General features: G+C 53.8%; 25 protein-coding genes and 1 other annotated feature. Of the genes, 10 read left to right on the top strand and 15 right to left on the bottom strand.

The window, feature by feature from the left end; translation table 11 throughout:
- Positions 1–14: 14 nt before the first annotated feature.
- From HOLDEFILI_RS14710 to leuS, 9 genes are all read right to left on the bottom strand, one after another.
- A complete protein-coding gene (locus HOLDEFILI_RS14710) occupies positions 15–740 on the bottom strand; it encodes a SigB/SigF/SigG family RNA polymerase sigma factor (protein WP_006060610.1) in 726 nt (241 codons plus the stop codon).
- Positions 733–1,161, bottom strand: coding sequence for an anti-sigma F factor (gene spoIIAB, locus HOLDEFILI_RS14705; RefSeq protein ID WP_006060609.1), 429 nt, complete (start codon positions 1,159–1,161; stop codon positions 733–735). The genes HOLDEFILI_RS14710 and spoIIAB overlap by 8 nt, the downstream gene beginning before the upstream one ends.
- Entirely contained in the window at positions 1,158–1,487 is a 330-nt protein-coding gene (locus HOLDEFILI_RS14700) for an STAS domain-containing protein (protein ID WP_039865096.1), read from the bottom strand. The genes spoIIAB and HOLDEFILI_RS14700 overlap by 4 nt, the downstream gene beginning before the upstream one ends.
- A 216-nt stretch (positions 1,488–1,703) precedes the next feature.
- Entirely contained in the window at positions 1,704–2,855 is a 1,152-nt protein-coding gene (locus HOLDEFILI_RS14695; protein WP_006060607.1) for a D-alanyl-D-alanine carboxypeptidase family protein, read from the bottom strand.
- 74 nt (positions 2,856–2,929) lie between these two features.
- Positions 2,930–4,921, bottom strand: coding sequence for an alpha/beta hydrolase family protein (locus tag HOLDEFILI_RS14690; protein WP_006060606.1), 1,992 nt, complete (start codon positions 4,919–4,921; stop codon positions 2,930–2,932).
- On the bottom strand, positions 4,914–6,902 hold the full coding sequence (locus HOLDEFILI_RS14685; protein ID WP_006060605.1) for an alpha/beta hydrolase family protein: 1,989 nt from the start codon (positions 6,900–6,902) through the stop codon (positions 4,914–4,916). Before HOLDEFILI_RS14685 ends, HOLDEFILI_RS14690 begins: the two co-directional genes overlap by 8 nt.
- A gap of 4 nt (positions 6,903–6,906) precedes the next feature.
- Complete coding sequence (locus HOLDEFILI_RS14680) at positions 6,907–8,904, bottom strand: alpha/beta hydrolase family protein (RefSeq protein WP_006060604.1); 1,998 nt, start codon at positions 8,902–8,904, stop codon at positions 6,907–6,909.
- A gap of 237 nt (positions 8,905–9,141) precedes the next feature.
- Entirely contained in the window at positions 9,142–9,615 is a 474-nt protein-coding gene (locus HOLDEFILI_RS14675) for a dihydrofolate reductase (protein ID WP_006060602.1), read from the bottom strand.
- Between the two features lie 101 nt (positions 9,616–9,716).
- Positions 9,717–12,119, bottom strand: a complete 2,403-nt coding sequence (gene leuS / locus HOLDEFILI_RS14670) for a leucine--tRNA ligase (RefSeq protein WP_039865095.1) — start codon at positions 12,117–12,119, stop codon at positions 9,717–9,719.
- Positions 12,120–12,159: 40 nt separating this feature from the next.
- Positions 12,160–12,370, bottom strand: a binding site (T-box leader).
- 301 nt (positions 12,371–12,671) lie between these two features.
- On the opposite strand from leuS, the gene trhA reads away from it, so the two are divergent.
- From trhA to HOLDEFILI_RS14640, 6 genes are all read left to right on the top strand, one after another.
- Positions 12,672–13,325 (top strand): PAQR family membrane homeostasis protein TrhA, encoded by a 654-nt coding sequence (trhA, locus tag HOLDEFILI_RS14665; RefSeq protein WP_039865094.1) that lies wholly within the window; start codon positions 12,672–12,674, stop codon positions 13,323–13,325.
- Between the two features lie 49 nt (positions 13,326–13,374).
- Complete coding sequence (locus HOLDEFILI_RS14660) at positions 13,375–14,211, top strand: DegV family protein (RefSeq protein WP_006060598.1); 837 nt, start codon at positions 13,375–13,377, stop codon at positions 14,209–14,211.
- Positions 14,212–14,566: 355 nt separating this feature from the next.
- The gene (locus HOLDEFILI_RS14655) at positions 14,567–15,745 is read left to right on the top strand and encodes a hypothetical protein (RefSeq protein ID WP_039865093.1); all 1,179 of its coding nucleotides are present in this window, start codon (positions 14,567–14,569) and stop codon (positions 15,743–15,745) included.
- Positions 15,746–15,934: 189 nt separating this feature from the next.
- Positions 15,935–16,414 carry a DUF2975 domain-containing protein gene (locus tag HOLDEFILI_RS14650; RefSeq protein WP_006060595.1) on the top strand — a complete coding sequence of 160 codons (480 nt, stop codon included), beginning with the start codon at positions 15,935–15,937 and terminating at the stop codon, positions 16,412–16,414.
- A gap of 4 nt (positions 16,415–16,418) precedes the next feature.
- Entirely contained in the window at positions 16,419–16,634 is a 216-nt protein-coding gene (locus HOLDEFILI_RS14645; protein WP_006060594.1) for a helix-turn-helix domain-containing protein, read from the top strand.
- A complete protein-coding gene (locus HOLDEFILI_RS14640) occupies positions 16,631–17,944 on the top strand; it encodes a DUF4153 domain-containing protein (protein ID WP_006060593.1) in 1,314 nt (437 codons plus the stop codon). Before HOLDEFILI_RS14645 ends, HOLDEFILI_RS14640 begins: the two co-directional genes overlap by 4 nt.
- A gap of 197 nt (positions 17,945–18,141) precedes the next feature.
- On the opposite strand, the gene HOLDEFILI_RS14635 is transcribed toward HOLDEFILI_RS14640, so the two are convergent.
- Positions 18,142–19,512: an amidohydrolase gene (locus HOLDEFILI_RS14635; RefSeq protein ID WP_006060592.1), complete on the bottom strand. Its 1,371-nt coding sequence runs from the start codon at positions 19,510–19,512 to the stop codon at positions 18,142–18,144.
- Positions 19,513–19,642: 130 nt separating this feature from the next.
- Between HOLDEFILI_RS14635 and HOLDEFILI_RS14630 the strand changes: the two genes are divergently transcribed.
- Genes HOLDEFILI_RS14630 through mnmM form a run of 3 tightly spaced genes read left to right on the top strand, consistent with a single transcriptional unit; the run spans position 19,643 to position 21,879 of the window.
- On the top strand, positions 19,643–20,419 hold the full coding sequence (locus tag HOLDEFILI_RS14630; protein ID WP_006060591.1) for a creatininase family protein: 777 nt from the start codon (positions 19,643–19,645) through the stop codon (positions 20,417–20,419).
- Positions 20,406–21,356 (top strand): tRNA modification radical SAM protein MnmL/YtqA, encoded by a 951-nt coding sequence (gene mnmL / locus HOLDEFILI_RS14625; RefSeq protein WP_006060590.1) that lies wholly within the window; start codon positions 20,406–20,408, stop codon positions 21,354–21,356. Before HOLDEFILI_RS14630 ends, mnmL begins: the two co-directional genes overlap by 14 nt.
- Entirely contained in the window at positions 21,349–21,879 is a 531-nt protein-coding gene (gene mnmM / locus HOLDEFILI_RS14620; protein ID WP_006060589.1) for a tRNA 5-(aminomethyl)-2-thiouridylate-methyltransferase MnmM, read from the top strand. The genes mnmL and mnmM overlap by 8 nt, the downstream gene beginning before the upstream one ends.
- A gap of 82 nt (positions 21,880–21,961) precedes the next feature.
- Here the strand turns inward: mnmM and HOLDEFILI_RS18555 are convergent, their stop codons facing one another.
- The 5 genes from HOLDEFILI_RS18555 to HOLDEFILI_RS14595 form a co-directional block, all read right to left on the bottom strand.
- The gene (locus tag HOLDEFILI_RS18555) at positions 21,962–22,480 is read right to left on the bottom strand and encodes an NUDIX domain-containing protein (protein WP_006060588.1); all 519 of its coding nucleotides are present in this window, start codon (positions 22,478–22,480) and stop codon (positions 21,962–21,964) included.
- Positions 22,481–22,834: 354 nt separating this feature from the next.
- Positions 22,835–23,551 carry a gamma-glutamyl-gamma-aminobutyrate hydrolase family protein gene (locus HOLDEFILI_RS14610; protein WP_006060587.1) on the bottom strand — a complete coding sequence of 239 codons (717 nt, stop codon included), beginning with the start codon at positions 23,549–23,551 and terminating at the stop codon, positions 22,835–22,837.
- 267 nt (positions 23,552–23,818) lie between these two features.
- Positions 23,819–24,352, bottom strand: coding sequence for a YqaA family protein (locus HOLDEFILI_RS14605; protein WP_006060586.1), 534 nt, complete (start codon positions 24,350–24,352; stop codon positions 23,819–23,821).
- Between the two features lie 8 nt (positions 24,353–24,360).
- Positions 24,361–25,128, bottom strand: a complete 768-nt coding sequence (locus tag HOLDEFILI_RS14600) for an HAD-IIA family hydrolase (RefSeq protein ID WP_039865092.1) — start codon at positions 25,126–25,128, stop codon at positions 24,361–24,363.
- A gap of 81 nt (positions 25,129–25,209) precedes the next feature.
- On the bottom strand, positions 25,210–26,394 hold the full coding sequence (locus HOLDEFILI_RS14595; protein WP_006060584.1) for an MFS transporter: 1,185 nt from the start codon (positions 26,392–26,394) through the stop codon (positions 25,210–25,212).
- A gap of 128 nt (positions 26,395–26,522) precedes the next feature.
- Between HOLDEFILI_RS14595 and HOLDEFILI_RS14590 the strand changes: the two genes are divergently transcribed.
- The coding region (locus HOLDEFILI_RS14590) for a metallophosphoesterase (protein WP_039865090.1) at positions 26,523–26,891 on the top strand (369 nt) is incomplete at its 3' end.

Here is a 26,891-nt window from a genome sequence, read left to right as displayed (position 1 = left end):
GGAGCGTCTGCTCCTCATGCGTCCTCTGTCAGTTTACATTTCAGCTTATTCAGAATTTTCTTTTCCAGCCGCGACACCTGAACCTGCGAGATCCCCATTTTTTTAGCGATCGCTTCCTGATTATATTCCAATTCATAGCGCAGGTAAATCAGATACTGTTCGCGCTGTTCCAGATGCCCGATCTCCTTTTTCAGCGCCAGCTTCATCGGCACATCTTCGCCATGCCGGTCTTCGACCTTGTCTTCCAGCTTAATCGTCGAACCGTCTTTTTGATAAAACGCCTCGTCCATCGAAGCCAGAAACTGATTCGCTTCCATCGCTAACATGACGTCGTTTTCCTCCACGCCTAAATCCTCGCCGATCTCTCGGTATGTCGGTTCCCGCTGCAGTTTCTGCGCCAGCCGTTCGCGGCTTTTCTGAACCTGCAGGTAACGTTCTTTCAGTGAGCGGGAAATTTTCATCTGGCCTTCGTCGCGGAAATAGCGCTTGATCTCACCGAGAATGATCGGCACGGCATAGGTTGAGAACATCACGTTATAGCTGGTGTCGAAGTTGTTGATCGCCTTCATCAAACCCAGGCATCCGATTTGAAACAAGTCCTGAGCCGAAGAATGCGTCTTGAAGCGGTTGACGATCGACCAGACCAGTCCGACGTTGCGCAGCACACACTGTTCCCGGGCCTGTTCGTCGCCCTGCTGGGCCTGATGCAGAAGGTCGAAGAATTCCTGCTGATCATTCATGAAATTGGAGCTGCTTGACAAGCCGGACGGTTGTGCCTTCGCCAGGATGAGAACAGATCTCAAATTCGTCGGAGAAGCTCTCCATAATCGTCATCCCCATTCCGGATCGTTCCAGATCCGCGCGCGTCGTGTATAATGGCTGGCGGGCCAGCGTAATGTCTTCGATCCCGACACCCGAATCCTGGACTTCAATCGTAACCCGGTGGGTTTCATCATACGATACGCTGACCCGGACCTGACCTTCCTCCCGACCCTGATAACCATGAATCATACAGTTGACGACCGCTTCGGCCAGGATGGTTTTGATCTCCATGATCTCATCCACGGTCGGATTGAGCGGCATCAGAAAAGCCACGGCGCTGGTGCGGGCGAACGCCTCGTTTTCCAGCTTGGCGTCAAAGCTCAATGTCATCCGGTTCATACATGTACCTCTTTTCTATCGTTCTCCTTTTCCACCCGCATGATCTGAAAGATCCCCGACAAAGCGAACAGCCTGCGGATAGCGGGTGAGATGTTCTTTAAAATCAGCTCGCCCCGATAACTCTGAACCTGATTGTAGCGGGCTAATAAAAAACCGATACCGGTGCTGTCGATAAAGGTCACGTCCTTGAAATCAAATTTCACCACGGGCGCCTGGACCCGATCTATTTCACGGATTACGTCGGCCTTGATCTTGAGAATCGACAAATTGTCCAGATCCCCGCAGAAGGCGAAGATCAAAGCATCGTCCTGTTGAATGCACTTCATACTGCATCCTCCTTTCCTCTTCATTGTAATGGAAGCCCTTTTTGTTGTGGAAATATCCGCTAAAACAAGTGTTTTTGCGACATTCTTTTCATAGTGCGCCGGGGTACAGGTAAACGTTTTCCAACGTAAAAAAGCCGCGGAGAAAGCAGCGGCTTCATCGGGATAGTTCATCATTTCTGCGCGTTTATCCCGGACTACGGGTCATGTCGTAAATTGTCAGAACAACAGTTTTTTCCAGGTTTTCAAAAGAATATCAATGAAATCCAGCGGCATGATCGCTTCTTCCGCCACCAGATCCTGACCGATCTGCGTCCCATCCTCAAAATGCAGAATCACCCGGCCGACCGTTTCGCCGGCCTGGATCGGTGCTTTTTTCTTGTCCAGCACAATCTCGGTATTGATCAAGGCAGACTGAGCGCCTTTGGCGACGATGTGGCCGATCGCCTCTTTGGTAACCAGACGGACCTCGTCCGGCTTGCCGTTATCGACCTTGATCGTCGTTACCGGCGTGCCTTTTTCCATTTCGATCTGATAGCCGTAGGTGCTGAATCCATAATCCAAAAGCGCGGAAGCTTCGCTGTTGCGGACATCGCGCGTCGGCTCGCCCATCGCGACGCCGATCAGACGCAGACCGTCGCGTTTGGCCGTCACCGTGATACAGTACATCGACTGAGTCGTGTAGCCGGTCTTCAGGCCGTCCATCCCCTGATAGGTGCGAATCAGCTTGTTCGTGTTGACCAGCCAGAATTTGTTTTCCGTATCGGCCCGGATATAATCATCATACGTCGAGGTAAAGCGCAGGATATCGTCCTGACCTTCCTGAATCAGCGCCCGGCCGATCGCCGCCATATCCTTGGCGCAGGAGTAATGGTTATCGTCGTGCAGGCCGGTGGCATTGACGAAATGGGTTTGTTCCAAGCCCAGCTGTTCGGCTTTTTCGTTCATCATCGCGGCAAAGTTCTCCTCGCTGCCGCCGACCTTTTCCGCCAACGCGACGATCGCGTCGTTGGCGCTGGCGACCGTCGAGGCCTTATACAGGTCTTCCACCGTCATAACCTCGCCGGTTTCCAGGAAAATCTGCGAACCGCCCATCGAGGAAGCGTGCGCGGAAGCCGTCACTTCGGTATCCCAGCTCAGCTTGCCGTTATGGATCGCCTCCACCACCAGAAGCAAGCTCATCATTTTGGTCATCGACGCCGGATACAGCTTCGCGGACGAATTCTTTTCATACAAGATCTGCCCGGTTTCATAGTCAATCAAGATCGCCGCTTTCGCCGACGGCGTTAAATCGACGCCCTGCGAGGTCGTCGCGTGGACGGAAACAAGAAATAAGGACAGCGCAATTACGATACTGGCAAGTTTTTTCATATCGACACCTCATTAACAGTGTATGGGGAAGCGCCCAAAATATGAAAAAAGGCAGATTGTTTTCTGCCTGATTTCTATGATTTGTTTTCTGTTGCAGGCTTGCACCAGCGATCCATCCATGCGGTAATCTCCTGAAGCCGGCGCACGCGGTGGGACGGCTTGCCGATCCGGCTCAGGCCGTGGCTTTCCCCGTTGAACAGGCACATCCGGGCTTCAACGCCGTGATGCACCAGCGCGTTGTACATCTGCATGCCCTCCTGAAGCAGACAGCGGTAATCCTCAAACGAATGGATGAACAGCGTCGGCGTCTTGGCCTTATCCGCAAACTGCAGCGGCGACTGGTCCCAGACCTTCTGCACGTCGCTCCATGGGTCAGCGCCCATCTGATCGTTGTCAAAGGTAAAACCGATGTCGGCGTAGCAGATTAAGGAAACCCAGTTGGCGATGCTGCGCTGACTGGCCGCGGCCGCAAAGCGGTCGGTATGGCCGATCATCCAGTTGGTCATATAGCCGCCGTAGCTGCCGCCGGTCACGCCGATTCGTTCAGCGTCAATTGCCGGATACGCCGCCAGAACGGCGTCGGTAAAGTTCATCAGATCATCGTAATCGATTGTTCCGTACAGCCCGCGCAGCTCGGCAAACGCGTTGCCCTTGCCGTTGGAGCCGCGGGGATTGCAGAACATCACGAAATATCCCTCGCTGGCCCAGAACTGCATCTCATGGAAAAACACCGGGCCATAGGCAGCCTTCGGTCCGCCGTGGATATTGAGGATTGCCGGGTATTTTTGATTGGGATCATAGTCCTTCGGCTTCAGCACCCAGCCGTCAACCTGAAACTCACTGGCCGGAATACTCAGCGGCTCCGGTTCTGCGACATAACAATCCGCCAGCACCGCTTCGTTGAAGGCAGTCATCGGATGCAGCTCATTTGTTTTCAGATTGAAACAAACCAGCTCCGGCAGCTTCTGCCCCAGCATCGCGATCAGCCACAGCCTTTCGTCAGTCACGGCCAGCGCCTGAATGGAGCCGTCCAGCTGCATGATTGTGCGCCAGGTACCATCCGCTTTCAGACAGCGGACTTCATCGAAGGCTCCAAGCGTATGCACCATGAACAGTCCGTCCGGGCCCATCTGCGTCTGTTTTCCCGAACCGTATTGACAATCACTGCCCAACGCGCTGCCTAAGCTTTCTTCATTTTCCGCCAGCAGTTCCCGTTTTCCGGTATGGGCGTCAAGTGTATAGAAAAACGGATTTTCAACCGCTCCATAGCGTTTCTGATCGCTCATCGCCGCCAGAATCTGCGTCTCGGACAGCCATTGAATCTCGGCAATGCTGAACTGTCCCGGCTCCAGCAGGCAATCGGATTTCAGTGTGTTCAGATCCATCCGGTACAGCCCTTCCTTCGGCTGACGAATCGTGACAAACGGCGCCCCGGAAATCGCTAAATGGTTGTGATCCGGACTGACAACCGCGCGGGAAACGTGAAACTGCGGCTCGCACAGCGGTTTTAATTCATTTCTGGCTTCGTCATAGAGAAACAGCCGGCTGCGCAGACCATTGGTATAGCCGGCTCCGTCCTGATAGTACGGCTGTTCGCTGACGATCTGATAGTCTGCCTCCGCCTTGCGCCGCCGATGCACGGCTTCCCGCTCCGCTTCGCTCATTTTCCAATAATCCGCCGCCGTCAGATCAATCTGGGCAGTCAAAACATAAAGTCCCTGTTTGATCGGAACGATCTGCCGGACTTTCAGGGGCAGCGTGAAGACTTTGACCGCCTCCCCGCCGTCGGTACGGATCCGGTAAAACGTCGTGGATTCCGCTTCCGGCTGCGGCTTTTCACCGCGGTTAGAAATAAACAGAAGCGTCTTTTCATCGTCCCAGACAAACAGGCTCTCATTGCCGGAGGTCAGCTGTTTCGGCTGGTCATGATCGAGCACAAACAGCTGGCCGGTGTACGCATCATTTTCAATCTGCGTCCGCACCCAGGCCGGCTGACCGGCCGGCGACAGCACCAGCGCAGAAAGAAACTGCATACGCTGAAAATGATCGATCGTAATTTTATTCATGTGCGGTCTCCTTTAAATAATGATCGAACCAATCGGTCATCTCGCGCAGCCGGCGCACGCGGTGATGGCGTTTGCCGATCCGGCTCAGGCCGTGGCTTTCGCCTTTAAACAGGCACATCCGCGCTTCCACCCCATGATGGACGATCGCGTTGTACATCTGCATGCCCTCCTGAATCGGACAACTGTAATCTTCAAAGGAATGGATAAAGACCGTCGGCGCTTTTACTTTATCCGCAAACTGCAGCGGCGACTGATCCCAGATTTTTAGCATGCCCTTCCAAGGATCGGCGTCCATCTGATCGGTATCGAAGGTGAAGCCGCAGTCGTCCGTGCCGATCATTGACACCCAGTTGGCGATGCTGCGCTGGCTGGCCGCCGCGCTGAAGCGGTCGGTATGGCCGATGATCCAGTTGGTCATGTAGCCGCCGTAGCTGCCGCCGGTCACGCCCAAGCGGCGCGTATCGATCTGCGGCACACGGTCTAACACGGCGTCGGTAAAGGCCATCAGATCCTCATAGTCGATCTGCCCATAGCGCCCGCGCAGATCGGCAAACCGGTCGCCCCTGCCGTCGGAACCGGTCGGGTTGCAGAAAAAGACGATATAGCCCTGCGCCGCCCAAAACTGCATTTCATGGAAGAACACCTCGCCATACGCCGTTTTCGGTCCGCCATGAATATCCAGGATCGCCGGATAGGACCGCTTTTCATCAAAGTCTGCCGGCTTGAGAATCCAGCCGTCCAGCTCATAACTGCCGCGGCTGACCATGAAATGCTCCGGCTTGGCGATCTCGGTTTCCGCCAGCAGTTCGTCATGAAAATGCGTGAGCTGCCGGACCGTTTTGGTTGCCGGATCCCACCCGTAAAGCTCCTGCAGCTTCTGATCCTGTAAGCCGATCAGCCACAGCTGACCATTGACCGTTTCAATCGCCTGAATCGCTCCCGGCCAGCTTAGTACCGCTGCGCTGCCGTGTTCATCAATCCGTAAAATTTCATCCGCATATCGGTCCGTATGCACAGCCAGTACGGCCTCGTCGGAAAACAAGACCTGCCGGCCGGAGCCGTAAATGACATCGGTCATGACCGCGCTGGAGCCGATGTGGTTTTCCGTATCGAGCAGACAGCGGATTTCACCTGTCTCAACATCCAGCTGATAGAGCTTCGGGTTTTCCGTCGTCCCAAACGTTTTATTTTCGGATGCGAAGAAAACTGCCTGTCCCCGACGCCAGCCGATCTGGCGGATCCGCATCCGCCCCTGTTCGATCAACCACCGGCGCTGATTCGTAACCAGATCCAGGCAGACTAAGCCATCCTGTTCCCCACGGACAACCTCAAACTTTTTCACGCTCATTAAAACCCGGCCGTCCGCAACGGTGAACTGGCTGACGGATTCGAGCGGCTCACTCAGAGCTTCAATCTTCCCATCGCCTAAATCGACGCGGAACAGACGGCTGCGGGTACCCTCGATAAAGCCGCTGCCATCCAGCACAAATGGCGATTCCGTGACGACCTGATAGTCTTCCTCCGCCTTGCGCCGGTCAATAACATCCTGACGTTCTTTTTCTGTCAATAACGCAAAATCCGGACAGTCCTTGCGCACCTCCGCCGTTACTAACAGCTCACGTTCATTCAGCTTCTCCATCTGTTCAATCGCCAGCGGCAGACTGATCAGCGGCCGGGCTTCCCCGCCCTGGATATCAATGCGGTACAGATCGGTTTGTTCGCCATACGGCGAGCTGTCCTTCTGCCCCATCCGGCGGCGGGCAGAAAACAGAATCATCTGATCATTCTCCCACACATAATCCATGACGCCATCGCTGGTTAACCGCGCGGTATGATCGCCATCGCAGAGATACAGACTTTTCGCATAGCCCTCATCCCGGCACTGACATTCAAGAAAGGCGGCGCGGAGTCCATCCGGACTTGCTTTCAGATTCGATAAGAAATGCGCCTGATCAAAAAAATCAATCGTTACTTTATTCATAGGATTATTTCTCCTCCTGCTTACAAAAACGGTTCATCCAGTCGGTGATTTCCTGCAGCCGGCGGATCCGGTGCAGCGGTTTGCCGCCGCGGCTGAGACCATGGCTTTCGCCTTTGAACAGGCACATCCGGGCTTCGACGCCGTGATGGACGATCGCATTGTACATCTGCATGCCCTCCTGAATCGGACAGCGGTAGTCTTCAAACGAATGGATAAACAGCGTCGGGGTAACGCACTGGTCCGCGGCCTTCAGCGGCGACTGGTCCCAGATCTTGTTCACGTCGCTCCACGGCGTGGCGTCCATCTGATCGTTGCCGAAGGAGAAGCCGATATCAGACACCATGTTTTCCGAGACCCAGTTGGAAATCGAACGCTGCGAAGCTGCGCAGGCAAACCGTTCGGTATGACCGATAATCCAGTTGGTCATATAGCCGCCGTAGCTGCCACCGGTCACGCCAATCCGCTTTGCATCAATCTGCGGATAGGCTTTCAGCACGGCGTCGGTAAACTGCATGAAATCGTTGAAATCAATCGTACCGAATTTTCCGCGCAGATCGGCGAACGCATCGCCGCGGCCGTCAGAGCCATGGACGTTGCAGAAGAAGACGAAGTAGCCCTCGTTTGCCCACAGCTGCATTTCATGATAGAACACCGGTCCGTAAGATGCCCGCGGCCCGCCGTGGATATCCAGAATCGCCGGATATTTTTTCGAGGGATCATAGTCCTTCGGCTCCAGCACCCAGCCCCAAAGCGGATCCGGAGTCTGCGCATAGTCCAGCCGCTTCGGCTTCGCTACATAACATTCAGCCAGCGCCGCGTCGTTGAAATGCGAGCGCTGCACGCATTCCCCCGTCTTTAAGTTTGCTTCGTAAATTTCCTGCAGCTTCATGTCTTTCATCGCGATCAAATACGCCGTATCCCCCTGCAGATCGAAACCGAAGATCGCGCCGTCAAACGGCAGCGCCTCCGTCCGGTGTCCATGGCTGTCAAAGCGAAACAGCGGCGTATGATCGGCGTCGGTCATCACGGCATAGAAATCCGTGCCCGCAATCTTCTTCATCGCGCTGCCGCCAAATGCGCAATCCGTGCCGACGGCATTGCCAAACGTCGCGTCGTTGTCGTTAAACAGCGTCCGGGCCTTGGTTTGCGGATCAATTAAATATAGTTTCGGCGTTTCACCCGCGCCATATTTCTCGCCAGCGCTCATTGCGGCCAGAATCGCACCGCAGTACCCCTGGGCGAAGCTGATCTTCATCTGGCCCGGTTTGATCAGGCAGTCGATCGTTTTCGTCGTGAGATCCAGCCGGTACAGCCCGTCCTTCACTTCTTTGACCGTCGTGAAATCCGCGCCCCAGAAAACAACCTGATTGGTTTCCGCTTCCAATTCCAGTCCGGAAACCGCAAAGGTCGGCGCTGTTAAAAAGTCTACGGTTCCTTGCTTCGGATCCCAGACTGCCAGGCGGCTGCGCAGTCCGTTGGTAAATCCGGCGCCGTCAAAATAATACGGTGCTTCGCTCACGATCTGATAATCCTGTTCTTCTTTTTTCTTTTTTAACAACGCCTGCTTTTCCTGTTCCGGCAGCTCGGCCATGCGGGAATAGTCAAGATGATAGCGGATCGTCAGAAGCAGCCGGCTGTCCTTCATCCGTTTAAAACCGGTGACCGTATAAGGAATTGTCATCGCCTTCCGCGCTTCGCCCTGATGAATATTCAGCCGGTAAAAAACCGTGCGCTCCTCGCCCGCAGCCAGCGCTTCTTTATCCTTCGAATCCCGCAGAGAAGCAAACAACAGCGTTTCCTCATCTTCCCAGATAAAATTGGATTCGTTAAATGAAGTCAGCTGCCGGACCTGCCCGTCCTCCAGCAGCCACAGATGGTTGTCATACCCATTGTCGCCGTTGGCCTGCGTCACCACAAACGCCGCGGTTCCGGGTTTCGGTCCGGCTTGAAGATTGGAACAAAAGCGATATTCCGTGAATTGATCTAAGCGGATTTTTTTCATGTTTTTACCCCCAAAATATGGTATTAGTATAGCATGTTTAATTCTGATTTTCCGCTGGTTTTCACTTTTTCCTCATCTTCTTTCAAATTCTTTCATTTTTTGTTACATCAGCTTATCAAGTTTCATTTATGCTCTTCCTTACTGATCGACAACATGAAAATCAAACTAGTTCTAAAGGTACCTCGCAAATTTAATATATCAGGGAACTTCTCTTTCATCCCGCTTGAAGCCTCATTTTTATAACTTCGTTCTATCCCATTCTTCCAGGAGAAAGCCGTCTTCCTCGCTTTGCTTACGGCAAATCCATTCCTGCGGATCCCACTTTGGAAAGAACGTATCGCAGTCAAACCGGCCGGCTATCCGGCTTATCCGCAGATGGGCGGCATAGGGCAGCCATAAGGCGTAGATTTCCCCGCCCCCGCCGATCACCAGCTCGTCAAATTCCGGACGTGCGGCCATCCAAGCCAGCGCTTCATTCACGGTACGGACAACGGGAAAGTCTGGATCCTTCATCGTTCGGCTTTGGATGATCAGCTGCCGGCCCAAAAGTCTGCGGCGCAGCGGCTCAGCCGTCTTCCTGCCCATCAACAGCGGTTTCCCCATTGTATAGGCCTGAAACTGACGCAGATCCGCCGGGCAATGCCATGGCATTCGGCCGGCTTTGCCCAGCCCTCCGACTTCATCCAGCGCCGCAATCATCGTGATTTCCATACCTGTTCCTCCCTTTCGTTGAACTCAAAATCAAATCGGCACGTTTGACCCCGCCCCAATAAAGAAAGCCAGGTTCATTCAGGCCTGGCTTTGTTCTCTCATTAATTCGCGACGATGTTGACGACCTTGCCCTTGATCACAATGATCTTGCGGATCGTCTTGCCTTCGATAAACGGCTGAACATTCTCAACGGCTAACGCCTTTTCTTTCAGCTCGTCTTCCCCGGCGTCCACCGGCGTCATGAACTTGCCGCGCAGTTTGCCATTGACCTGAACGACGACTTCCGTTTCATTTTTCACCAACTTCGCTTCGTCATAGGTCGGCCAGCTTTCATAAGCGATCGTTTCCGCACCGGTCAAAGACTGGTACATTTCCTCGCCCAGATGCGGCGCAAACGGGCTCAGCAGCTTGATGAAGCCCAAAAGCATTTCGCGGTTGATCTTGTCGGCGCGGTAGCATTCGTTGACAAAAATCATCATCTGCGAAATCGCCGTATTGAAGTTCAGCGTTTCAATATCCTCCGTGACCTTCTTCACGGTGAAGTGATACGCGTAGTCCAGCTGCGGCGTCGGTTCGTCCGTAACTTTCTCCGGCTGTTCCATGACTAAACGCCAGACGCGTTCCAGCCATTTGCGCGAAGCATCGACACCCTTTTCACTCCATGGCTTGCTGGCCTCTAACGGTCCCATAAACATTTCATACAGCCGCAGCGTATCCGCGCCGTACTTCTCGACGATGACATTCGGATCGACGACATATTCCGGGAATCGTTTGCCCATTTTAATCCCGTTGGAGCCAAGGATCATGCCCTGATGGACAAGCTTGTGGAACGGCTCCTTGACCGGGACGACGCCCTTATCATACAGGAAATTGTTCCACATCCGGCTGTAAAGCAGATGTCCGACCGCATGCTCCGGACCACCGATATACAGATCGACCGGCATCCAGTGTTTTAACAGCTCCGGATCAGCCAGTTCCTTCTCATTGTGCGGATCGATGTAACGCAGGAAATACCAGCTGCTGCCGGCACTGCCCGGCATCGTGCTCGTTTCGCGGCGACCCTTGACGCCGTTTACTTCCACATTCACCCAATCCGGGGCTTTCTCCAGCGGCGAAGCGCCGGTTTTTGACGGACTGTAATCGTTGAGGTCCGGCAGTAACAACGGCAGCTGATCATCGCTTAACGCGACGGTATCGCCGTTATCCAAATGGACGATCGGAATCGGCTCGCCCCAGTAACGCTGGCGGGCGAAAATCCATTCACGCAGCCGGTAATTGACTTTTTTCTGGCCGCAGTGATGCTCGCTCAGCCACTGGATCATTGTGTCAATCGCGTCCTGCTTGTTCATGCCGTTTAAGAATTCCGAGTTGATATGCACACCGTCCTGAGTCCAGGCTTCCTCGGCGACGTTGCCGCCTTCCAGGACCGGAATGATTTCCAAACCAAACTTCTTAGCGAAGGCATAGTCGCGGTCGTCATGAGCCGGCACCGCCATGATCGCCCCCGTGCCGTAGGTAGCCAGAACATAATCGGAAATCCAGATCGGAATCTGCTTGCCGTTAACTGGATTGATCGCGTACGCGCCGGTGAAGACGCCGGTTTTCTCTTTATTTAATTCCGTGCGTTCCAGATCCGATTTCGTCGCGCACTGCCGCTTGTACTCCTCGATTGCCGCTTTCTGCGACGGTGTCGTGATCTGATCGACCAGCGCATGCTCCGGTGCTAAAACGCAGTAGGTCGCGCCGAACAGCGTGTCGCAGCGGGTTGTGAAAACCGTGAATTGCTCCGCATGCCCCGCAACCTGAAAATCCACCAGCGCGCCGATTGACTTGCCGATCCAGTTGCGCTGCATTTCCTTTGTGGATTCCGGCCAGTCCACCTCGTCCAGTCCTTCTAAAAGCCGCTCGGCATACTGCACGATGTCGATGACCCACTGACGCATGTTCTTGCGCACAACCGGATAACCGCCGCGCTCGCTCTTGCCGTCGATGACCTCGTCGTTGGCCAGAACAGTGCCCAATTCCTCGCACCAGTTGACCGGCATTTCGACGCATTTCGCCAGACCGCTTTCAAACAGCTGCTTGAAAATCCACTGCGTCCATTTGTAGAACGAAGGATCGCATGTCGATACCTCGCGGTCCCAATCGTAGCTGAAGCCCAGCATTTTCAGCTGACGCTTAAATGTTTCGATATTTTTCAGTGTGAAGCCGTTGGGATTGTTGCCAGTCTGGATCGCATACTGCTCCGCCGGCAGACCAAAGCTGTCAAAGCCCATCGGATGGAGTACGTTGTACCCCTGCATGCGCTTCATGCGACTGACGATGTCGGTCGCCGTGTAGCCCTCCGGATGGCCGGCATGCAGGCCCACACCCGACGGATACGGGAACATGTCCAACGCGTAAAACTTCGGTTTGGAGAAGTCCCAGGCATCGGTTGCGAACGTTTTGTTCTCCTCCCATACCTTCTGCCATTTTGTCTCAATACGCTTGTGATCGTAGCTCATAAAATTCATCCTTTCTCAAACAAATAAAAAACGCCCTGCATCTAAGGACGTCAGCGCGCGGTACCACCTTAGTTCACAGAAAAGATCCCTTCTGTGCCCCTCTTTTTCCTTTAACGCAGGAAGTCACGGAATCCTTGATTTCAGATTCAGCTCCAAGGTCAGTTCGTTCGGGTCTGCCGCCGGTTTGCACCTGACACCGGCTCTCTGATCGGTCAGACGGTAGAATTACTATTCCTTATCATCGCTTATTCAAGGATAACAAAATCCCCGTTTTAAGTCAATCAAATCTTGCCTGAAAAACAAGGGTTTTCATCGTTGTTTCTTTTTTATGAAAGGTTTTCTTGAGTTGATATTTTCAGGCCTGCGATCATTAAAAAAAATAACAGAAAGGCTTTTCAATTTCTATCAAAACGGCTACAATAAGAAAATGAACAAGGGAATAAGCAGACGCTTAGGCAAAAACCAAGATTTGTAGTTGAAGTTCCTCATCAATATGATATGATATTTATATGATCTAGTTTCGATAACTAGATTAAAAAGGGAGTTGATATTATGTTTCGTTGGTTTAAAGATGTTCAGGATCCGATCAGCAGCTACACTCATTTTCTCGGTGCCTGCTTCGGCGTGATTGCTACGGTGATATTTATTGCCGCTGGGATCGCGAACCAACGTTCGCTTAAAACGATTCTGGCCTGCTGCGTATTCAGCGCTTCGATGATCGCGCTGTACAGCGCTTCCAGCTATTATCACACGCTGAGCTGGGATCATCCGCATCACACGTTGTTCCGCAAGCTGGACCATTCGATGATCTATGTGCTGATCGCCGGCACGTACACGCCGCTGTGCCTGACTTATCTGCCGGGCCAGGAAGGCATTACGTTCGCGGTTGTGATCTGGGCGATCGCGCTGGCGGGCATTGTCGCGAAGATCTGCTGGTTGAGTGCGCCGCGGATACTGTATACGCTGCTGTATCTGGCAATGGGCTGGGCCGTGCTGTTTGACTGGAGCGGATTTTCACAGATGCCCTCCGGCTGCCTGACGCTGATCGCGCTGGGCGGAATCGCGTATACGATCGGCGCTGTGATCTACATGATCAAAAAGCCGGATCTGTCAAAGCAGTGGGGCTTTCACGAACTGTTCCATCTGTTCATCCTGCTAGGATCATTCTTCCACTTCATCGCGGTGCTGACCTACATTCTGCTTTAGCGCATGAAATTCCCCAATCCATTTATTACAAAAGAAAGAGAGTTCAACTATGATTCGATTAATTTCTGATTCCTCTACGCTTTATTCCATTGAAGAAGGCAAGGCGCTGCCCTGCGATATCACACCGCTGTGCGTTACGATCAACGGTAAGACCTATCGTGAATTTGAAGAAATCGACGCCGAGACATTTCTGGGCTTAATCAAAGCGGGTTACATCCCCTCCTCGTCGCAGCCTTCGATGGGCGAACTGGTCGAGCTGTTTGAAAAATATCCGGATGATGAAATCCTCGTCATTTCAATGGCGGACGGATTGTCCGGAACATATCAGACGGCGGAAGCGGCGCGGCAGCACACGGAACATCCGGAACGGATTCATGTGGTGAACTCCCAGACGCTGTGCGGTCCGCATCGTTATCTGGTGGATTTGGCGGCGCGGCTGATTCGCGATGGCCGGCAGATTGAAGAAATCCTGGAAACGCTCCAGAATAAAATAGCGACGAGCTTGTCCTTCTTACTGCCGCAGGATTTCAGTTATCTCAAGCGCGGCGGTCGGTGTACGCCGGTAGCGGCGGCCATGGGTGGTCTGTTGAAATTACAGCCGATCATGATCCAGGCCGAAGAAGGCCGGCGGCTGGAAAAGTTCGGCGTGGGCCGCAGTTTTGATGCGGCGATCAAATCGGTTCTGGGCAAGCTGGAGGAACACGTTCAGAACGCCCGCGTCCAAATCAGCGTGTCCCATGCGTTCAGTAAGGATCAGGCCGACAAGATTCTGGCGAAGGTTAAAGACCGGTTTCCGAATGCCGAATGCGTCATGTACGATCTGTCCTGCGCGTTTATCACCCAGGGCGGTCCGCGGTGCATTGCGATCCAGTCGATCGAATTGTAAAAGATACGTTCTTATGTTTGACGGCACGTTGAAAAACGCGCCGTTTTTTCTTGTTTTTAATCCCGTTTTCTTCTTATAGCCTCCTCACCTCTGCCAGCGGTTATGAGGTTCGCCTATTTGTTAAAAGAAAAGAATCTGCGGTGCAAAAACGGGATTGAAGACCTGCCCTGGGATGCGAAACGGCGTATAGAACAGCGGAATTGCGCCATAATCTCATTAGGCTTTTCCTTACCTCTTCTAAAATGAATCAGCGTCGTTTGCGGACGGATTTCTTTCAAATCACCCGAAAACGGGACAAAAGATTGCGCTTTCAAACCAGTCGTTTTATAATTAATTTTGAAATGAGGGATATCACGTGAAAATTGGTTACAATCAAGTCTGCATCAATCCCACCTTCAGCTGCCTGCCGGTTGGATTTTTGACGCAGACCGAACCGCTGAATAAAGTTCGCGGCGACTTATACGCCCGCTGTCTGCGAATGCAGGACGACGGCCGGGAAGTGATTTTGATTACATTTGATTCACTGGGGATTTCGCAGGATGTCCAGGAGCGGATGGAGGAATCGCTGCGTCAGTCGATCGGCGAAGACGCGCTGATCATTTTCAGCTGTTCGCATACGCATTACGCCCCTTCCTTATGCAACGCACTGGGTTTTATTGAAGAAAATACCCCTTATCTTGAAAGCCTGGATATCAAGCTGCTCAACCTGGTCAGAAACTGCCGGATGAGTGAGGATGCACAGCTGACAGTTTCCTATCAGGTGCGCAATTTCACCGGTGTCGGCCGCTGCCGGCTGTCCCAGGGCAGCGATCAATTTGTTCTGGCCGGAGTTCTGAGCTTTTTCAAAGAAGGTCTGCGGATTGGCAATTTCTTGATCTATAACTGTCATCCGACGATCTCCGCCGAGGATGCCGATTACCTGTCCTCCGATTATCCGGGTGCAGCGCTGGATATTCTGAAGCAGCGCTATCCGAAGGAGTTCTTCCTGTTCTTACAGGGGCCGTGCGGCGACGTATCGACGCGGTTTACCCGTCAGGCTAAGAACTACGATGAAGTCATCCGGCTGGCAAATGAAATTGTATCGGCTTGGGAAAAGATGATGAAGCTGACTCCGCGGATGCAGCCGCTGAAGCTGGATTGGAGCGATCAGACACTGCCGATTCACAAAGGCCTAAAAACATTGGATATCGATCAAATAGACACGGCAGGCTTGAGTGAAAAAGAAATTCGCGAGCTGCATACCGGCGCGAAAATGGTCGAACAATACCGCGGCATGTTGGCGATGCTGCCGAATGAAGTGCGATTCACCCGCGTCAGTCTGGGGCCATTCCGGCTGATCTTTAATCCGTTTGAGCTGTTTTCCGGTTATATGCAGAACCTGGATCCGAAAAAAGACGTGCTTGTCTGTTATTCCCAAGGCTATCTGGGCTATCTGAGCTGTCCTGACAATCAGGAAATCTCGTATGAAACAATGATCGAAATTTTGTCCAACGACGATAAAAAAGCGGTTGCCGAGCTCATTCGCAGCTGTTAGAAGAAAACGAATCATTACGCAATCCGGATCCGATAAAAGGTTCCGGATTTTTCTTTATCGCGTCGCGGATCAACTTTCCAAGCTGTACAAACAGATTGATATTCGATAATAATTTATCGTTTTACGATAAATTTATATTGATTCTCAAGATTTTCCTGTTATAATCAAAGCAGAAATGAGGTTGATGTTATGGACAATAAAAAACTAGCGTTTCTGCTTAAACTGTTCGTCGTCATTCTGGCGGTCCTGGGACTTGTTTTCTTTGGACTCTGCATTCCGAGTCTGCTTCATCAGTTGATTTTATTCTACCATCGGACGCTGAATGAAGAACTGCCGCTGCAGCTGCTGTCCGTCACGGCAGCCGTGATCCTGTATATTGCGCTGATCTTATTCTGGCGGATCTGCACGCGGATCGGCCGCAACCGTTCGTTCTGCCATGAAAACGCCGAAGGTCTGCGCTGGATCTGCAAGCTGGCGCTCTTTGACACCGCGCTGTGTCTGATCTGCTGCCTTTACGCACTGTTCCTCAACATCCTGCATCCGGTTCTGATGCTGGGCGGATTGGGGATCATGGCTTTGGGCGGGTTGATCGCCGTGGCCGCCTACACACTCGCCTATCTGGTCACAATCGCTGAACAGATTCAGACGGAAAATGAATTGATGGTGTAAGCCTATGGAAATCAATGTAACGTTAGACGTCATGCTGGCAAAGCGCAAGATGAGCGTGACCGAATTATCCGAGCGCATCGGCATCACAATGGCGAATGTGTCGATCTTGAAAAACGGCAAAGCGAAAGGCATCAAATTTGAAACGTTATGCAAGATCTGCGACGTGCTGGATTGTCAGCCGGGCGATCTGCTGGAATTCAGACGGGAGGCAGGAAAATGAGCGAAAGACTGCCGGTAAGCGGCTCGTCTGAAAAGAAGGCCATGAGATTCTCCTGGTCTGCCGCGGCGATCCTCAGTTTCCCCATGGCGTTTCTGTACGTCGGTTACGCGATGGGCTTTGAAGACTTCCGGCTGATGACCTACCGCAACCCGGCCGTGGTCATCTTCACGCTGCTCTATTTGTTCCTGGTCAGTCACGGCGCAAACCGTTTAGACCGGCCCGCCAGCCGCGAAAGCAGACTCTGGGCGGGATGCTTGCTGACGACTGCGCTCTCCTTATGCTTCTATCAGCCGACGAGCTTCTTCGCCCTGTTGCAGATTCTGGCGCTGCATCTGGAAGCGGTCTACTGGACGCTGTGCCGAACCCGCATCTTAATCCACAACCGGACCAGCGGCAGCTTTCCGTTTGAACTGGCCTGGGGCTTCTGTGTTCTGCCGCTGCGTCACTTTCTATTGCGAATCAAGGTGCTGAGCAATGCGCTGCGCGATTATCTGACCGATCGCAGCCGCGGCGCACACAGTCCGGCATGGATCGGCTTCTCGCTGCTTTTAGCCGGCGGAATCGGAATGACGGCCTGGAGCTTATTAAGCGGTGCCGATCCGTTCTTCGCCGAAGTCGCGGACCAGGTTGGCGCCGGATTGTTCGGCTGGCTTTCACCACAGACGCTGCTTACCGTGATTCTCTCGCTGCCGGTCGGCGCGTGGCTCTTTGGTTTGGCAGGCGGCAGTTTATACCAGGCCGAACCGGCCGTCCCGCTTTGGCGATGGCAGACAGCGCTGGCCCGGATGCAGGTTTTGCCAGGCTTCACAACAGCACTGGTAATCGGCGTGCTGTGCGGAATTTACGGTTTGTTCTTCGCGGTGGAGGCTTACGCCTATCTCACACAATTGATCGCCGGCGCCATCACCGTGACGCTGGCTTGTCAGTACGCCGTTCAGGGCTTCTGGCAGCTCTGCGGCATTGTGTTGTTAAATCTCAGCGTGCTGGCGGTTCTGCATACGCTCAGTGAAACTTCCCTGCTCGCTCCCGGCCGCCTGCGTTCGCTGGCGAAGCTGTTAAGCGTCTGTACGATCGCGTTTGTTCTGTTAGCCGGATTAAAGCTCGGCGTGTATGCGTTAGTTTACGGCTGGACGCTGCGCCGGGTGCTGGCGGTCTGGGCTTTGAGCGTGTTGGCAGTCGGCGCAGGTCTGGCCTGGGTACGCTTGAAACAGATCATCCCGGCCGCCCGCTGGGGAATTCTGTACGCCTTGATCAGCTTCACGATGCTGGGCTGTTTCCCGTTAGAGAGCTGGACAGGCTTTCTGCATTGAGAGGAAACCCGGATCCTCTGGAAAAATGAAAAAGAGTTCTCTTTGAGAACTCCGGAAGAAACCGTTTCGCGGTTTCTTTTTGTTTTACTCAATATCGCCCGCTTCCTGGATTCCTCGCTTTTGATACGCTAAAAAGCAGTCTTCCGTCAGGAAGCTTAGGCCGATTCCAAATCTCTGACCGCCACCGGCATCCAGCTTTATTCCCCGTTCTGAAAGTTCAGCGTTATCGTGCCGTCGGCGTTCATCCGCACCGCTTCCTTATCCAGGAAACGCCGCCGGGCATCCTCCAGATAGGCTTTCTGCGACGGGTACAGCGGCTTGAACTGGGCGACGATCTGGTTTGCCTTTTCGGCGTTGTTGCCTAACAGCTCGTCGGCGATAAAGACCAGCGCCTTCGCCGGTTTGACATAGGCTTTATCTTCGTCGGCAATCTGGAAATCCTTGCCATGATAAGCCCCGGTCGATCCGCTCGATCCCGGCTGAATCGTCGGCAGCACCGCCGACAGATCGCCCATGTCCGTGCAGCCCGTTCCCCAATGGGTCTGAATCAAAATTTCATCGTCGCTGACAATCCGTTTCATCGCCGCCAGCGCAACTTCGTTCATCGCTTCGTCGTCGTGCATCGGACAATACCCCGGCCGATCCTGCAGCGTGACCGTCGCGCCCATCGCCGCGACCGATGCCGCGATCGCGCGGTTGATCCGGCGGTTGGCCTGATCTATGGCTTCCAACGAAGCCCCGCGGACATAGCTTTCTATCTTAACTTCCTCTGGGATCGCGTTGACCGCCTGTCCGCCTTCGGTGATGATCGGATGAAAGCGGATATGTTCATCATCGCGGAACGTTTCGCGCAGAGCGTTGACCGCCTGCAGCGCCTGCATGGCGGCATACAGCGCGTTGATGCCCTTGTCCGGCGAACCGCCGGCATGCGAGGCCAGACCATGAACCGTGATGTTTTTCACGATACAGCCGTTGTTGCCCCGCGCCAGCTGGTAAACATGTTTCATCCCCGGATCGTCGAAGGTATGGATCAGCACGCACAGATCGACGTCCTCAAAATAACCGCGCTGCATGAACTCCACCTTGCCGCCGAAAAATTCAATCTTGCCTTCGGCGCGCAGCTGTTCGCGGTAACCCACTTCGATCAGCTCCTCCGCCGGCACCGCCATCAACCGGATGGAGCCGCACAGCCCGTCCAGCACGCCCGGCTGCTTCAGCGCCGCCGCTGCGCCGACCAACCCCGCTGCCTGTGCGTGATGGCCGCAGGCATGCACCGCCTTCGTTACCGGATCACAATCCGGATGCTCCGCGCAGATCAGCGAATCCAGCTCGCCCATCAGACACAGTTTCGGGCCGGGGCGGCCGGTATCCAGATCGGTGTAAAAGCCAGGTATCCCCTCCGGTTTGACCAGCTCATAGCCCAGGTCGGTAAAAATTTGTTCCAGATACGCGCTTGTCTTCCATTCCTTAAAGCCTGTTTCCGGGTGCTTCCAGATCACTTCCGCAGTTTTACAGATGAGCGGCGCTTGTTCGTCCACCGCCGCGTTTAAGATCACATCTCGATTCATCAGGTTTCTCCCCCATTCTTTTCTCTATTATACCGCTTCCTGCGCGCGCAAAGAAGCCGCAATCGTCAACCGAGTTGAAAAAAACAGCCGGATCGCTTACACTAATCAAGAGATAAGGAGAGATTCGCTTATGTTTAGTATTGAAACAAGCTGGCCTGACGTTCAGGCTTATTTTAAAACGAACGACAGCGTGATGATCATCACCGGCAGTCTGGAATGCCACGGCGTCCACAATCCGTTAGGCGTCGATACTTTGGTTCCCGAGGCGCTGGCGCAGCGGATTGAAAAGCAGACGGAAATCCTTGTGCTGCCGGCGCTGCCGTTTGGCTCATGCGACTATCTGCGGGGATTTCCCGGCACCGTCAGTCTCAGCACGGAAACGCTGCGGCGCGTCCTGCAGGAGATCGTCGACAGTATGCGGGCTCATGGCGCGCGGCGGTTTCTGTTTCTGAACGGCCATGGCGGCAATCTGCCGGCGCTGGAACAGGTCGCTTTGAAATTGAACAGCCAGGGCGATCTTGGAATCATCGCCAACTGGTGGCAGATGGCCAAAGAAATCGATCCGGCCTGGGGCGGCGGCCATGGCGGCGGGGAAGAAACGGCAGCGATGCTTGCGATCTGTCCGCAAGCCGTCCATCGCGAGCGCTGCCGTGAATCCACGCTGAAGCCCCTCAGTGAGAACATCACGACAACCGGCTTTAAAACTGTTCAGTTCAAGGGGGTAACGCTGACGATGCCCCAACCCATCGCCGCGATCTGCGACAACGGCTGGACCGGTCCTGATCACCCGGCCGCCGCTTCCGCTTCGTGGGGCGAGACGATGCTCGAGGCGATCAGCCAGCTTCTGGTCCAGCTGATCGACGAATTGAAACACATTCCGTTAGGAGAAGCTCATGAAGTGCGCTAATCCTTTCCCGTTTTCCGAGGACAACAAGCGTTATCACACCTGGAATTATTATCTGCGCCATCGTTTTGGCAAAAAGATCGCCAAGGTTCCGTTGGACGGTGGGTTCACCTGTCCCAATCGCGACGGCACCCGCGGCTATGGCGGCTGTACGTTCTGCACCAGCTCAGGCAGCGGGGAATTTGCCGGAGACCGGGCTGAACCGCTGTTAGATCAATATATTAAAGGCCAGGCCGTCATGCGCCATAAATGGCCGGACGCCGACTTTATTCCCTATTTTCAAGCCTACACCAACACCTATGGTCCGCTTTCTAAAATCCAGGCCTGCGTGAAACCCTTTTTAGACCGTCCGGAAGTCGCGGCGATTGCGATCGCGACCCGCGCCGACTGCCTGGAACCGGAAAAGATCGCCTGGCTGGCATCCTGCTGCGCAAGCAAGGAAATCTGGCTGGAGCTGGGCGTGCAGAGCGTTCACGACGCCACTGCATTGACGATCAACCGCGGTCACAGTTATGCCGAGGTGGTCGAAACCGTTCAGCGCCTGGCCTTGACTCCGTTAAAAATCTGCGTTCATCTGATCGATGGTCTGCCGGGTGAAGATGAAGAAATGATGCTGGAAACCGTGCGGCAGATCAACCTGCTGCCCATCCACGCCGTCAAGCTTCACATGCTTCATTTAATGCGGGATACGCAGCTGGCCCGCCGCTATGCCGAACAGCCCTTCCCGCTGTTGTCGCGCGAGGAATATGTCGGTCTTGTCGTGCGCCAGCTGGAATTATTAAGACCGGAAATCATCATTCAGCGGCTGACTGGCGACGGTGCCTCGGATGCGCTGATCGCGCCGCAGTGGACTCTAAAGAAGACGATTGTCCTCAACGAGATCGACAAGCTTATGGCCCGGGAGAAGACATGGCAGGGCAAGCGGACAGCGCATGGCTGAGAATATCAATACCGTTAATCACCGCTGGATCCGGGAAACATTCGAACATGTCAACCTGGCCGTCGACGCCACCTGCGGCGGAGGCAACGACACCGTTTTCCTCGCCGGTCTGGCGGACAACGTGCTGGCGTTGGACATCCAGCTCGAAGCGGTGAGGAAAACGCAGAAAAAAACCGCTGGCTTCACCAACGTGACGGTCATTCAGGCCGATCATGCCGAACTGGCGCGCTGGCTGACGCAGCCAGCCCAGATCATTGTCTTTAACCTGGGGTATCTCCCCTATTCTTCAAGCCCGCTGATCACGACACCCGAAACAACGCTGCCGGCACTGGACGCCGCTGTTTCCCATCTGACGCCGGATGGCTTGTTGGCGCTGGCCTGTTACCGCGGCCATGCGGGCGGCATGGAAGAATGGCAGGCCGTTGTCGGCTGGATCGCGCAACTAGGCTCAGCCTGGAGCGTGCGTTCCTATACCGATGGCCGGCCGGCTGCGCCGGTTCTGTACCACCTGCGCCGGACCTGACCGTCAGAAAAAGCATGAAATAAGAAACGCAAACAGATAAACTGAACTTTCAAAAAGAATCCCCGTCCGAGGATTCTTTTTCTTAGGGGATCTGATGACGACGCACCGCTTCCTGCCAGGCGCAGAAGTCCCGCCGGGCGATCAACAATCCGATACCCTGGTTATTTTCCGGATTCAGCCGCCGTTCCACTTCTTCCGGACACAGCCACACCGGCTCCGCCATCATCCGCCGCTCCATGGCCGTCAACGCGCGGGGATGCAATACCGGTTTACAATGTGCGACGAAGAATGTGCTGTGATTACGCCGCTGGAGCCGATGATATTCGTCTTCTATCCAGCCCAGTTCGATCCAATCCGTCAGCACCGCGCCCAGTTCCTCCCACGCTTCCCGGACGGCAGCCTGGCTCGCGCTCTCCCCGGCCTCGATCCCGCCGCCGCAGCTTTCCAGATGATCGCGCAGGCCGAATTCATCTTGTCCCAACACATGAATCATCCCGATCCGCCCCTGCGGATTGATCACAAATACGCGCGCGTTTTTCCGCAGCGTGAGAATCGGCTGATCGGGATCCACGGTATCTTCAAAAACACCTAAGCATGCCATAAGCTTTCCTCCTTCACCTATCTAAGACAAATGAAAATATTTATCCAACCAACCTTGTTTTCTCGATGAAATCCGAGAACCTCAGCGCCGGACAGAACAAAGCTGCGATTCAAAAAACCAAAAGAAATCAAAAAAAGAACATCCGAAGATGTCCTCTTATCAGAATTGATTCTATCTCTTGGGGGGGATCTATTATTGTTTGAATGGGTGGGGGAAAAACAATAACAGATGAATCAATCCAGGTCCTATGACCTGATAGAATATTACTTAATTTATGGTTTCTTGTCAATACAAATTCTAAAAAAAGGCTTAACTAAACGGTTTTTGTAGACACTTTACGGAATTTGTCTAATTTTATTTCTGGCATTGGCGAACAAATGTTTCAAAGATCGCACGGTGGCTTGGATCCGCCGTTAAGCGTTCCGGATGCCACTGCACGGCCAGAATTTTATCCTTTTCTATCGCTTCCGCCAGTCCGTCCTCGCTCCAGGAAGAAACGACGAAGCCGTCGGCAACTCTGTCGATATTCTGATGGTGGAAGCTGTTGACCGCATGCCGCGGACCGAACAGTTCATACAGCAGCGTCCCCTCCACGAAGGTATTGTCATGAAACGGCGCGTCCATCGCCGGCTTCGGCTCGGCTTTGTGCTGTTGGTGTCCGGCCGGGCGCATGGCCGGATACTGGGTGTTGAGATCCTGAATCAGCGTGCCGCCAAACGCCACGTTGATGCTTTGGATACCCCGGCAGATGCCTAAGATCGGTTTTCCTTTCGCCGCGAAGCGCCGGATCAGCTCAAGGTCCAGCGTGTCCATGCGCGGATCGGTGACCTCAACGGACGGATGCGCAAGCTGATGGAATAACGCCGGATCCAGGTCCTCGCCGCCGGTCACTAACAATCCGTCGAAACGTTCGGCAATCGCTTCATAATCCTCATCGCTGCCGTAATTCACAAGCACCGGAATACCGCCGCCCAGCGCGACCGCGTCAAAGTATGTCTGATTATCAAAAATCCGGTTCTGTCCCTGGAAATCACCGATCCGGGCAGTCAGGGCAATCATGGGTTTCTTCATTCTCTTTCCTCATTTCTATGTTCCTGTTTCATTATAATCAAAGTTTTTAAGAAAATCACACATTTTAACACAATTTCGACATATTTCGCCTACACTTCTCTGGTATATTATATTCAGCAAGAGCGAGAAGACCTCTTGCCTGTACGATAACCTCTTCTCCTACGAACTAACATAATATCCCCTTTAAAAAATTATCGTACAGAAACATTCTATCCCCTTATAAACAAGGAAAAAGGCCCTTTGGAACGGAGGCCTTTTTTCTTGGCTTCATCCGTCGCTGCGCGCCCAGCGCAATAACAGCCATGCGACCATGACTAACGAAATCACCGTGCCCCAGCGCTCGATATCGACGACATAGCCCAGTGTCCGGATACACCAGCCGACAAGCACACTCCGCAATAACCGTGCTGTGCCGTCGCTGAGCAGAAATGGAATCAGGGCCATCTGCGTCATGCCGGCCAGATAAGCCAGCAGGAAATCCGGAATCGGGGTGACGCCGCCGATAAACACCGCCAGCACGCCGTAGCGGTCCATCAGCTGCCTGCCTGATGCGATCTCCTGCTCGCTGGCAAATTTGCGCAGCACGGCCTGCTGGGCCCGCCTTGCGATCTGATAGCCGATCCAGCCGCCGATTGCCGTGCCGACAGCCCCCTCCATCGCGTACAGCAGCCAGCCGTCCGGATTTTTAAGAATCAACGGAATCAGCACCACCTCCAGCGACGGCAGCGGCAGAAACGCCTTAAGACAGGCGTACAGCACCAGCCCGCCTTGTTGAATTGCTTCCAGCGTGCCGATAGGCATCCTCCTCCTTAGTCCATGAGTTCCCTCAGGTCTTCAATTATATGATCCGGAGCGAAGGAATATGCCGCGGCCGCCTGCCGGTCATGCACGCCTGTCGTCACTAAAATTGTTTCAATTCCCGCCTGAACACCGCACAGAATATCCGTTTCCATGTTATCGCCGACGATCACCACCTCGTCTTTGCCCAAGCCCAGATAGGCCAGCGCGCCTTCGATGATCGCGGCGTGCGGTTTGCCTATCTTGACCGCCTCGCGCGAGCTGGCGTATTCCATCAGCGCCACCGTCGAGCCATTGCCGCAGTTGGCTCCCGCTTCGCTGAGCAAGATCCGATCGTTGTTGGTGCCGACCAGAATCGCCCCGGCCAGCACCTGCCGCAGCGCCAGCGAATACTTTTCCCAGGTTCCTTCCTTATCCAAGCCGATAAACACAAGATCAGCCTGGTCATCCACCAGCTCATAGCCATTGTTCAGCAGCGCTTCACGTAGCCCTTCGGCCCCGACCATATACGCCCGCTTTTTGTCGGGAAACCGCCGGATCATCGTATCGCTCGCCGCCATCGCCGAGGTATAGAAGTGCTTCGGCTCTATTCCCTGATAGCCGATCTTCAGCATGTGATCCGCAGCCTGGCGCGGCGTGCGTCCGGAATTATTCGTTAAAAACAGAAAAGGAAGCTGTTCCTTCAAGCAGTAATCGATAAAGACCTTCGCGCCCTCGATAATCGCCGTTCCGCGGTACATCGTGCCGTCCAGATCCAACAGGTAGCATTTTTTTGTCATCGTCTTTGGCTCCTTTACTTTACCCTGCGATAGCGTAACACAAAGAAGCCCGGCTTTCAAGGCATAAGAAAAGCCGGTTGTTCACCGGCGAATCGAATTCTGGGATTGATTTTGAAGCGGACCGCGGGCTTTTTTAAACATCAGAATCAAAACGATCGCAGGCACCGCAAACCCGGCGACGACAAGCAGCGCCGGGTCGTACCCGATTGCCTCGGACAGCCAGCTGCAAAACACGGGCATGATTAACAATGACAAGCCCATATACACGCTCATCGCTGCCATCTGACCGCTGGATTTAAGCTTTTCCGGAATAATTTCATCAATCATCAGCTTGGAGCTGATAATGATGATGGGGAACGTGACCATCTGAAAGACCGCCGCGGCAATCATCCACCACGGATTCTGAATCAGGCTGTAAACGACAAAGCGCACGCCGAACAGGACGGAAGCCCCCAGCATCAGGTTGGCTGGATCGTATTTCTTCATCAGCTTGTCCCCGACTAACAGAATCGGAATTTCCATCAGCGACTGCAGGCCCCACTTCGCTCCGACGTGGAAGCTGGTTCCCCCGATCGCCATCACCTTGTCGACGACGATATACATGTCCGCTGTCCCCATCCCAAACAGGACGAGCAGAATCAGCACCAACAGAATATAGGCTTTATTTTTCACCAGTTCTTTTAAGTCCGCTACCTTGACGACCTTACCGCTGGCGCGCTGCGCGTCCTGTTGCTTCCACGCGAAGTACAGCGTCGCGCAGCTGGTCAGAAACACAAGCACGGCGATGACCGGGAAATCCAGCCAGTTTAATAAAATCGCCGCAGCCCAGCTGCCGATTGCCCAGCCAAATGCACCCCAGGCATGGATCCGGCTGTAAACTGGCTTGGTTTCATCGATCTGCAGCACCCACGTATCTTCTAATCCCTGCCACGTCCGGGCAATGCCGCCGGTCAGCGAGATCATCGCCAACAGGTACCAGAACTGCGGCCAGCGGAAGCCGAACAGCACGACGTCGCCGATGAAAAAAACGCCGAAGCTGATCAGGAAAAACCAGCGGCAGCCCTTGAATTTATCCGACAGATAGCCGAACAGAAACTGCGTGACGAGCGTCGAGATCGCCATCCCGGACAGGATAATCCCCTTCTGCGTGCCTTCAAAGCCCATCGAGACCAGATAGGGAATCGTCTGCGTCGTGCCGATTGCGCCAGCCGCATACGAAAACAGAAACAGCCCGTTAAAACGGACGGCAGTTGATTTTTTCTTCATAGTCCACCTCGTGCTTAGTGTTCCCAGGCTGAGCGTCCGTCATTCATCACCGGTCTGTGAATTCCGCTGATTTCGCGATTCTTTTTGCCCGCCGCTTATGATAAAATAGAATGACGAAAGGAGTTCGCATGAAGAAAATCCTGAAAATAACCTTGATCGTTCTGCTTCTGATCGCCGGCGCGGGCGTGCTTTATTTAGACGCCACGGAAATTGCGCCGAAGCGGGTGCGGATCCGGACAGAAACGATCCGTTCAGAAAAGATTCCGGAAGCCCTGAGCGGGTTTCAGATATTATTTTTTTCCGACGTGCATTATAACGCCTTTGTCGACGATTCACGGCTGGAAGCGCTGATCGAGAAAATTGACAGCGTCGGCGCAGACGTCATTCTGTTCGGCGGTGATTTATTTGATCACCCTGCCAACCAATGGCCAGACGATCAGGCGATGGATACGACCCGCGACGCTTTATCGCGGTTAAAAGCACCGCTGGGAAAATTC

The sequence above is a fragment of the Holdemania filiformis DSM 12042 genome, from assembly GCF_000157995.1.
GTDB lineage: Bacteria > Bacillota_I > Bacilli_A > Erysipelotrichales > Erysipelotrichaceae > Holdemania > Holdemania filiformis.
The sequence above is the reverse complement of the archived record's forward strand: the minus strand, read 5'-3'. Positions and strand labels throughout refer to the sequence as shown.

Bases quoted from the DNA above. Each gene is read 5' to 3' on its own strand.
- HOLDEFILI_RS14710 (WP_006060610.1), bottom strand. From the start codon at position 740: ATGAATGATCAGCAGGAATTCTTCGACCTTCTGCATCAGGCCCAGCAG.
- spoIIAB (WP_006060609.1), bottom strand. From the start codon at position 1,161: ATGAACCGGATGACATTGAGCTTTGACGCCAAGCTGGAAAACGAGGCG.
- HOLDEFILI_RS14700 (WP_039865096.1), bottom strand. From the start codon at position 1,487: ATGAAGTGCATTCAACAGGACGATGCTTTGATCTTCGCCTTCTGCGGG.
- HOLDEFILI_RS14695 (WP_006060607.1), bottom strand. From the start codon at position 2,855: ATGAAAAAACTTGCCAGTATCGTAATTGCGCTGTCCTTATTTCTTGTT.
- HOLDEFILI_RS14690 (WP_006060606.1), bottom strand. From the start codon at position 4,921: ATGAATAAAATTACGATCGATCATTTTCAGCGTATGCAGTTTCTTTCT.
- HOLDEFILI_RS14685 (WP_006060605.1), bottom strand. From the start codon at position 6,902: ATGAATAAAGTAACGATTGATTTTTTTGATCAGGCGCATTTCTTATCG.
- HOLDEFILI_RS14680 (WP_006060604.1), bottom strand. From the start codon at position 8,904: ATGAAAAAAATCCGCTTAGATCAATTCACGGAATATCGCTTTTGTTCC.
- HOLDEFILI_RS14675 (WP_006060602.1), bottom strand. From the start codon at position 9,615: ATGGAAATCACGATGATTGCGGCGCTGGATGAAGTCGGAGGGCTGGGC.
- leuS (WP_039865095.1), bottom strand. From the start codon at position 12,119: ATGAGCTACGATCACAAGCGTATTGAGACAAAATGGCAGAAGGTATGG.
- trhA (WP_039865094.1), top strand. From the start codon at position 12,672: ATGTTTCGTTGGTTTAAAGATGTTCAGGATCCGATCAGCAGCTACACT.
- HOLDEFILI_RS14660 (WP_006060598.1), top strand. From the start codon at position 13,375: ATGATTCGATTAATTTCTGATTCCTCTACGCTTTATTCCATTGAAGAA.
- HOLDEFILI_RS14650 (WP_006060595.1), top strand. From the start codon at position 15,935: ATGGACAATAAAAAACTAGCGTTTCTGCTTAAACTGTTCGTCGTCATT.
- HOLDEFILI_RS14645 (WP_006060594.1), top strand. From the start codon at position 16,419: ATGGAAATCAATGTAACGTTAGACGTCATGCTGGCAAAGCGCAAGATG.
- HOLDEFILI_RS14640 (WP_006060593.1), top strand. From the start codon at position 16,631: ATGAGCGAAAGACTGCCGGTAAGCGGCTCGTCTGAAAAGAAGGCCATG.
- HOLDEFILI_RS14635 (WP_006060592.1), bottom strand. From the start codon at position 19,512: ATGAATCGAGATGTGATCTTAAACGCGGCGGTGGACGAACAAGCGCCG.
- HOLDEFILI_RS14630 (WP_006060591.1), top strand. From the start codon at position 19,643: ATGTTTAGTATTGAAACAAGCTGGCCTGACGTTCAGGCTTATTTTAAA.
- mnmL (WP_006060590.1), top strand. From the start codon at position 20,406: ATGAAGTGCGCTAATCCTTTCCCGTTTTCCGAGGACAACAAGCGTTAT.
- mnmM (WP_006060589.1), top strand. From the start codon at position 21,349: ATGGCTGAGAATATCAATACCGTTAATCACCGCTGGATCCGGGAAACA.
- HOLDEFILI_RS18555 (WP_006060588.1), bottom strand. From the start codon at position 22,480: ATGGCATGCTTAGGTGTTTTTGAAGATACCGTGGATCCCGATCAGCCG.
- HOLDEFILI_RS14610 (WP_006060587.1), bottom strand. From the start codon at position 23,551: ATGAAGAAACCCATGATTGCCCTGACTGCCCGGATCGGTGATTTCCAG.
- HOLDEFILI_RS14605 (WP_006060586.1), bottom strand. From the start codon at position 24,352: ATGCCTATCGGCACGCTGGAAGCAATTCAACAAGGCGGGCTGGTGCTG.
- HOLDEFILI_RS14600 (WP_039865092.1), bottom strand. From the start codon at position 25,128: ATGACAAAAAAATGCTACCTGTTGGATCTGGACGGCACGATGTACCGC.
- HOLDEFILI_RS14595 (WP_006060584.1), bottom strand. From the start codon at position 26,394: ATGAAGAAAAAATCAACTGCCGTCCGTTTTAACGGGCTGTTTCTGTTT.